The organism is Streptomyces sp. NPDC003011 (assembly GCF_053591515.1).
Window position 1 is genome coordinate 1 of sequence record NZ_JBSFTY010000164.1, and the last position, 7708, is coordinate 7708.

General features: G+C 68.9%; 6 protein-coding genes. 3 read left to right on the top strand and 3 right to left on the bottom strand.

The features are described from left to right. The 3 genes from ACWD0J_RS40705 to ACWD0J_RS40715 all read left to right on the top strand — a co-directional run. Positions 1-457, top strand: a 457-nt coding sequence (locus tag ACWD0J_RS40705; protein ID WP_451500907.1) for a glutamine amidotransferase-related protein, incomplete at its 5' end; no start/stop codon positions are given. Next, entirely contained in the window at positions 454-1542 is a 1089-nt protein-coding gene (locus tag ACWD0J_RS40710) for a class E sortase (RefSeq protein WP_451500908.1), read from the top strand. The genes ACWD0J_RS40705 and ACWD0J_RS40710, both read left to right, overlap by 4 nt. Before the next feature lie 6 nt (positions 1543-1548). Then, complete coding sequence (locus ACWD0J_RS40715) at positions 1549-2307, top strand: class E sortase (RefSeq protein WP_451500909.1); 759 nt, start codon at positions 1549-1551, stop codon at positions 2305-2307. Between the two features lie 134 nt (positions 2308-2441). On the opposite strand, the gene pknB is transcribed toward ACWD0J_RS40715, so the two are convergent. The 3 genes from pknB to ACWD0J_RS40730 all read right to left on the bottom strand — a co-directional run bounded on the left by pknB (position 2442) and on the right by ACWD0J_RS40730 (position 7523). After that, positions 2442-4448: a Stk1 family PASTA domain-containing Ser/Thr kinase gene (gene pknB / locus ACWD0J_RS40720; protein WP_451500910.1), complete on the bottom strand. Its 2007-nt coding sequence runs from the start codon at positions 4446-4448 to the stop codon at positions 2442-2444. A 169-nt stretch (positions 4449-4617) separates the two neighbouring features. After that, complete coding sequence (locus ACWD0J_RS40725; RefSeq protein ID WP_451500911.1) at positions 4618-6087, bottom strand: peptidoglycan D,D-transpeptidase FtsI family protein; 1470 nt, start codon at positions 6085-6087, stop codon at positions 4618-4620. After that, on the bottom strand, positions 6084-7523 hold the full coding sequence (locus ACWD0J_RS40730; protein ID WP_451500912.1) for an FtsW/RodA/SpoVE family cell cycle protein: 1440 nt from the start codon (positions 7521-7523) through the stop codon (positions 6084-6086). The genes ACWD0J_RS40725 and ACWD0J_RS40730 overlap by 4 nt, the downstream gene beginning before the upstream one ends. Positions 7524-7708 lie beyond the last annotated feature (185 nt).

The following is a 7708-nucleotide window of genomic DNA, read 5'->3' on the forward strand; positions in this document are numbered from 1 at the left end:
CGGTGTCTGCGTCGAGATGGTGCACCACTGCGCCGACACCGGCGTTCCCGTCTTCGGCGTCTGCCTCGGCATGCAGTCGATGCAGGTGGCGTACGGCGGTGTGGTGGACCGCGCCCCCGAGCTGCTGCACGGCAAGACCTCGCCGGTCGAGCACGAGGGCAAGGGCGTCTTCGCGGGCCTGCCCACGCCCTTCACGGCCACCCGCTACCACTCGCTGGCGGCCGAGCCCGCGACCGTCCCGGCGGAGCTGGAGGTCACGGCCCGCACCCACGACGGCATCGTCATGGGCCTGCGCCACCGTGAACTGGCGGTCGAGGGTGTGCAGTTCCACCCCGAGTCGGTGCTGACGGAGCACGGCCACCGGATGCTGGCCAACTGGCTGGTGGAGTGCGGCGACCAGGACGCGGTGGCGAGGTCGGCGGGGCTCGCCCCGGTGGTGGGCAGGGCCACGGCGTGACCGCGCTGCGCCCCGAGCGCGAGTCCGGTGCCTCGTACGAGGAGCAGCCGTACGGGGCTCCCGGCGCGTACCAGGACTCGTACGCCGGTGGTGCGCCGTACGAACCGTACGGCGGGGAGCCGTTCGCGCCTCCCCTCGACGACGAGACCGTGGCGCTGCGGATACCCGAGCCGCCCGAACGGAGGGCGCGTGGCGCGTCCGTATCCGCCGCTGAGGCTCCCTTGGCGTCTTCCGCCGCGGGAGCCCCCGGCGGCGGCCGCGCGGCCCGCAGAAAGGCCGCCAAGCGCCGTCACGGGCGTCATGGCGGCACTGCGCCGGAGACGACTGCGGAATCGACGCCTCAGGCGTCTGCGGGGAGGAGCGGCAGGCCGCTCTCCCGGGTCGAGGCGCGCAGACAGGCGCGGGCGCGCAAGGCCGGCCCCGGAGTCATCGTCAGCCGGGCGATCGGTGAGGTGTTCATCACCACCGGCGTGCTGATGCTGCTGTTCGTCAGCTACCAGCTCTGGTGGACGAACGTCCGGGCGCACGCGCAGGCGGACAAGGAGACGAGCAGCCTCCAGGACGACTGGGCGAGCGGCAAGCGCAACCCGGGCACCTTCGCCCCGGGGCAGGGGTTCGCCATCCTGCACATCCCCAAGCTCGACGTGGTCGTGCCGATCGCCGAGGGCATCAGCAGCAAGAAGGTGCTCGACCGGGGCATGGTCGGCCACTACGCCGAGGGCGCGCTGAAGACGGCGATGCCCGACGCCAGGACCGGCAACTTCGCGCTCGCGGGCCACCGCAACACGCACGGCGAGCCGTTCCGGTACGTCAACAGGCTCACGGCGGGCGACGCGATCGTCGTGGAGACCCAGGACACGTACTACGTCTACAAGATGGCGTCGATGCTGCCGGTGACGTCCCCGAGCAACGTCAGCGTCATCGACCCCGTCCCGGCGGGGTCGGGTTTCACCGCACCCGGCCGCTACATCACGCTCACCACGTGCACGCCGGAATTCACCAGCAAGTACCGGTTGATCGTCTGGGGCAAGATGGTCGAGGAACGGCCGCGCAGCAAGGGCAAGCCGGATGCGCTCGTCCAGTAAGGGCAGATGAACGTGGCAGCGACCACCGAGCACGAAGAGCACACCGGCACGTCCGCGTCCCCGCCCCGTCCGGCACGTCGCCGCGGCACCGGTCGTGTCGCCATGGCGGTCAGCGTCTTCGGCGAACTCCTGATCACGGCGGGCCTGGTCCTCGGCCTGTTCGTCGTCTACTCCCTGTGGTGGACGAACGTCCTCGCCGACCGCAAGGCGGACCAGCAGGGTGACGAGGTGCGCGACCACTGGGCGGCCGACAGGGACACCGGTCCCGGTGCGCTGGACACCAAGGACGGCATCGGCTTCCTGCACGTGCCCGCGATGAAGAACGGCGAGATCCTGGTCGAGAAGGGCACCTCGTCGAAGCGCCTCAACGACGGTGTGGCCGGCTACTACACCGACCCGGTGAAGGCCACGCTCCCCACCTCCGGCAAGGACGGCAACTTCTCCCTCGCCGCCCACCGCGACGGCCACGGCGCGAAGTTCCACAACATCGACAAGCTGGAGAAGGGCGACCCGGTCGTCTTCGAGACGAAGGACACCTGGTACGTCTACAAGGTCTACGCGATCCTTCCGGAGACCTCGAAGTACAACGTCAAGGTCCTGGCGCCGATCCCCAAGGAGTCCGGCAGGAAGAAGGCCGGCAAGTACATCACCCTGACGACGTGCACGCCTGTCCTCACCTCCCGCTACCGCTACGTCGTCTGGGGCGAACTGGTCCGCACGGAGAAGGTGGACAGCGAGCGGACGCCGCCGAAGGAGCTGGGGTAGCGGCAGCCGGCCGACAGCGGACGGCAGGGCAGAGGGGTGCCCGCCCTGCGGGGCGCGGCGCCCTGACGACAGTGGCACCCCGCGGGTCTCCTCGCGGGGTGCCACTGTTCTTCACCTGATCCGGGAGGCCGGGATCACGTCCCGCCGGCCCCGCCGAAGAATCCGCCGTTGCCGTTGCCGCCGTTGTTGCCGTTGCCGCCCACGCTCACGGTCTGGAGCGTGATCGTGGTGCCCGCGGGGTCTTCGACCTCGCTGTTGGCGCCCGGGTCCTGACCGGCGACGATCGCGGTGTCGCTCTGGTCGCTGCCGTTCTGGAACTGGATGGTGGTGAAGCCGGCCGCCTGGAGGGTCTGCTTGGCCTGCTGGACCGTCTGTCCGAGGACGCTCGGGACCTTCGTCTTCTCCTTGGGCTTGGCCTTGCCGATCTCGATGTTCACCGTCGAGTTCTTGTCGACCTGGGACCCGGACTGCGGCGTGGTCCGGATGACCTTGCCGACCTGGGAGTCGTCGTCCGTCTCCACCTCGGTGCAGTTGCCGACGAGCTCGTTGTCCGTCATCTGCGCCTTGGCGTCGTCGCAGGACCTGCCGAGGACGTCCGGCACGGTGGCCTTCTCCTCGGCCTTGGCGATGGTGAGGGTGACGGTGGAGCCCTTCTCCACCTCCGTACCGAGACCGGGGTCCTGGTCCAGGACCGTGCCCTCCTGCTCGGTGGAGATCTGGGTCTTCGTCTTGACGACGAACTCGTACTTGTCGCCCTTCAGCGTCGAGGTGGCGGCGTCCAGGCTCTTGCCGAGGACACTGGGGACGGCCACCTTCGGCGCCCCGGTCGACACCGTCAGAGCGATGTCGCTGTTCTTTTCGACGGTGGTGCCGAAGGCGGGGTTCTGATCGCAGATGTTGCCCTTGGGCTGCTTCTCGCAGGCCTTCTCCGTGAAGGTCGGTTTCAGGTCCGAGTTCACGGCGAGTTTCGTGGCTGCTTCCTGGCTCTGGCCCACGAAGTTCGGCACGGGGACCTTGTCGTTGCTCACCCCGTCACCGCCGAAGATCCACTTCCCGATCAGGATGGCACCCACGAGCACCAGGGCGCCCGCCACCACCAGCAGGATCGTCGACGTGTTCGACTTCTTCTGGCGGCGCCGGTCCGGACGGTCGTCGTAGCCGAAGCCGGCGCCGTCCGGGTTCACCGGGGGCAGCATCGTCGTCGCGCCCGCGCCCGAGTCGGCGCGCAGAGCCGTCGTCGGCTGGTCGTCCGGGTAGGCGCCGTAGCCCACGGAGCCCAGCGTGGCGGTGGCCGCGACCGGCTGGCCGTCGAGGCAGGCCTCGATGTCGGCACGCATCTCGTCGGCCGACTGGTAGCGGTAGTTCGGGTCCTTGACCAGCGCCTTCATCACGATCGCGTCCATCTCGGGCGTGATCTCGGGGTCGAAGACGGACGGTGGCTGGGCCTCTTCCCGGACGTGCTGGTACGCGACCGCGACCGGGGAGTCGCCGACGAAGGGCGGGCGGACGGTCAGGAGCTCGTAGAGCAGGCAGCCCGTCGAGTACAGGTCCGACCGCGCGTCCACCTGCTCGCCCTTCGCCTGCTCCGGCGAGAGGTACTGGGCGGTGCCGATGACCGCGGACGTCTGCGTCATCGTCATGCCGGAGTCGCCCATGGCGCGGGCGATGCCGAAGTCCATCACCTTGACCTGGCCGTTGCGCGTCAGCATGACGTTCGCCGGCTTGATGTCACGGTGGACGATGCCGGCCCGGTGCGAGTACTCCAGGGCCTGGAGGATGCCGATGGTCATCTCCAGCGTGCGCTCCGGCAGCAGCTTGCGGCCGCTGTGCAGGAGCTCACGGAGGGTGGAGCCGTCGACGTACTCCATGACGATGTACGGGATCGAGACCCCGTCGATGTAGTCCTCGCCCGTGTCGTAGACCGCGACGATCGCGGGATGGTTGAGCGAGGCGGCCGACTGGGCCTCCCGGCGGAACCGGGCCTGGAAGGACGGGTCGCGTGCGAGGTCCGCGCGCAGCGTCTTCACCGCCACCGTGCGGCCGAGGCGGGTGTCCGTGCCGAAGTAGACCTCCGCCATGCCACCACGGCCGAGCACCTGGCCCAGCTCGTACCGGCCGCCGAGGCGACGCGGCTCTTCCATAGCTTCCTACCAGCCCTCTCCGTCGGTCCCGCCCGCACGTCCGTGCGAGTCGGAGGCTGCATTCCGGGCCTACCGTACCCGGCTGGCGCTGTGTGACCTGGCCAAGCCCGTCACCCGATACAGGACCGGTATCGCAACGTGCACCGATGTGAAGGGGACGTGATCGGGGTCACTTCTTGCTGTTGATGACGGCCTCCATCACGCTCTTCGCGATGGGGGCCGCGAGGCCGCCGCCGGAGATGTCGTCGCGGACGGCGTTGTCGTCCTCGACCACCACGGCCACGGCGACCGGCGCGCTGCCGTCGGCCGCCTTGGCGTACGAGATGAACCACGCGTAGGGGTTCTTGCTGTTGTTCTCGCCGTGCTGGGCGGTACCGGTCTTGCCGCCGACGGTGACACCGTCGATCTGCGCGTTCTTGCCGGTGCCGTCCTTGACGACGGTCTCCATCATGTCCTGGAGGATCTGGGCGTTCTTGGCCGACAAGGGCTGGCTGAGCTCCTCCGGCTCGGTCTTCTCGATGGTGTCGACGCTGTGCGCCTGGAGCTCGTCGACCATGTACGGCTTCATCAGCGTGCCGTTGTTGGCGATGGCCGAGGCCACCATGGCCATCTGCAGCGGCGTCGCGGCGGTGTTGTACTGGCCGATCGCGGACAACGCGGTCTGCGACTCGTTCATGCCGTCGGAGAAGACCGACGCACTGGAGCGGACCGGCGTGAACTGCTCGGCGTTGAAGCCGAACTTCTCGGCCTCCGCCAGCATCTTGTCGTTGCCGAGGTCGGAGCCGACCTTGCCGAAGACGGTGTTGCAGGAGTACTGGAGGGCGACCCGCAGCGTGGCGTCCTTGCAGGGGATGTTGCCCTCGTTCGGCAGCTCGGTCGTGGTGCCCGGCATGGTCCACGGCAGCGGCGAGTCGGTCTTCTCGTCGGCGGAGCCGTACAGGTCGTTCTCCAGCGCGGCGGCAGCGGTGACGACCTTGAAGGTGGAGCCCGGCGGGTAGGTCTCGCGCAGCGCCCGGTTCAGCATGGGGTCGTCGGGGTTGGCGGCCTTCTGGAGGCTCTTCCAGGCCTTGGCGTCCGCGTCGCCGTCGCCCGCGATCGTGGAGGGGTCGTACGACGGGTAGGAGGCCAGCGCCAGGATCCTGCCCGTGGACGGCTCAAGGGCGACCACGGCACCCTTGCCGCGCTTCTTGAGGCCCTCGTACGCGGCCTTCTGCGCGGAGGTGTTGAGGGTGGTGACGACGTTGCCGCCTTCCCTCTCCTTGCCGGTGATCATGTCCAGGGTGTTGCGGAAGAACAGCCGGTCGTCGTCGCCGGTGAGGATGCCGTCCTCGATGGACTCCAGCTGGTTGGCGCCGTAGGCCTGCGAGACGAAGCCGGTGACCGGCGCCCACATCGCGCCGTTCTTGTACGTGCGCTTGTACTTGAAGTCGCCCGACGTCGTCGCGTGCCCGGTGATCGGGCTGCCGCCGACGATGATGTCACCGCGAGGCGTGGCGTAGCGCGCGATGGCGACGCGACGGTTCTTCGGGTCTTCCTTGAGGCTGTCCGCCTGGACGTACTGGAGCCAGTTGTCGCGGATGAGCAGGGTGAGGACGAGGAGTCCGCAGAAGATCGCGATCCGGCGCAGGGGCTTGTTCATGACGGTCGGACCACCTGGGTCATCTCGGCGTCGGGGCTGGGGGCGGGGGCGGGCGCCGGGCGGCGTGCGGTGTCGCTGATGCGCAGCAGGATGCCGATCAGTGCCCAGTTGGCGATCACGGAGGAACCTCCGGAGGCCAGGAACGGCATGGTCATACCGGTCAGCGGGATCAGGCCCATCACACCGCCGGCGACCACGAAGACCTGGAGGGCGAAGGCGCCGGACAGGCCGACGGCGAGCAGCTTGCCGAACGGGTCGCGGGCGGCGAGGGCGGTGCGCACCCCGCGCTCCACGATCAAGGCGTAGATCAGCAGGATCGCCATGACGCCGGCCAGGCCCAGTTCCTCGCCGAAGGTGGCGAGGATGAAGTCGGAGTTGGCGGCGAACCGGATCAGCTCGGAGTGGCCCTGGCCCCAGCCGGTGCCGAGGGTGCCGCCGGAGCCGAACGCCCACAACGCCTGCATCGCCTGCTCGGAGTGGCCGGCGACGCCCTGCTGGCTGAGTGTGTACTCACGCATCGGGTCGAGCCAGGCGTCGACGCGCTGCTGGATGTGCGGTTCGAAGCTGGCCACGCCGACGGCACCGGCGCCGGACATCAGCAGACCGAAGACGATCCAGCTGGTCCGCTCGGTGGCGACGTACAGCATGATGACGAACATTCCGAAGAACAGCAGCGACGTACCGAGGTCGGTCTCGAAGACCAGGATGAGGATGGAGATCGCCCAGACGACGAGGATCGGCCCGAGGTCGCGGCCGCGCGGCAGGTACAGGCCCATGAAGCGGCGGCTGGCGAGGGCGAGCGCGTCGCGCTTGACCATGAGGTAGCCGGCGAAGAAGACCGCGAGGACGATCTTCGCGAACTCACCGGGCTGGATGGAGAATCCGGCGACCGAGATCCAGATCTTGGCGCCGTAGAGGTTCTTGCCGAGGCCCGGCACCAGCGGCAGCAGCAGCAGGAACAGCGCGCCGACCATGGAGATGTAGGTGTAGCGCTGCAGGACGCGGTGGTCCTTGAGGAAGACCAGCACCACGACGAACAGGGCGATGCCCAACGCCGTGTACAGCAGTTGCCGCGGCGCGGCGGAACCCGCCTGCCCGATCCTCTGCAACAGCTCGGACTGGTCCAGGCGCCAGATGGCGACCAGCCCGAGCCCGTTCAGCAGGGTCGCCAACGGCAGCATCAGCGGGTCCGCGTAGGGCGCGAACTTGCGGACGACGAGGTGGCCGATACCGGCCAGCAGGCCGAGGCCCAGGCCGTAGCTCAGCAGCCCGGCGGGCACCTGGTCGTTGATCGCCAAGCCCACGTTGGCGTACGCGAACACCGGGATGACGACCGCGAACACCAGCAGGGCGAGCTCGGTGTTGCGCCGGCTCGGCGTGCCGATCGATCCGATCGTGGACGTGTGCTGCGTCGACGTGTTGGTTGTACTGCTCATCGTGTGACAGGGCCTCTCACGGCTTGCCTACTGCGTACCGCACTGCGAGACGACCTTCTGCTCTTCCTCCGAGAGAGTGGGGCCGGGGCTGGGACTGGGTGCGGTCGTGGACGGGGACGGTGAGGTCGACGTCGAGCCCGAGGGATTCGGTGTCGGTGTCGCCTTGGACGTGAGGGAGGTGCGGG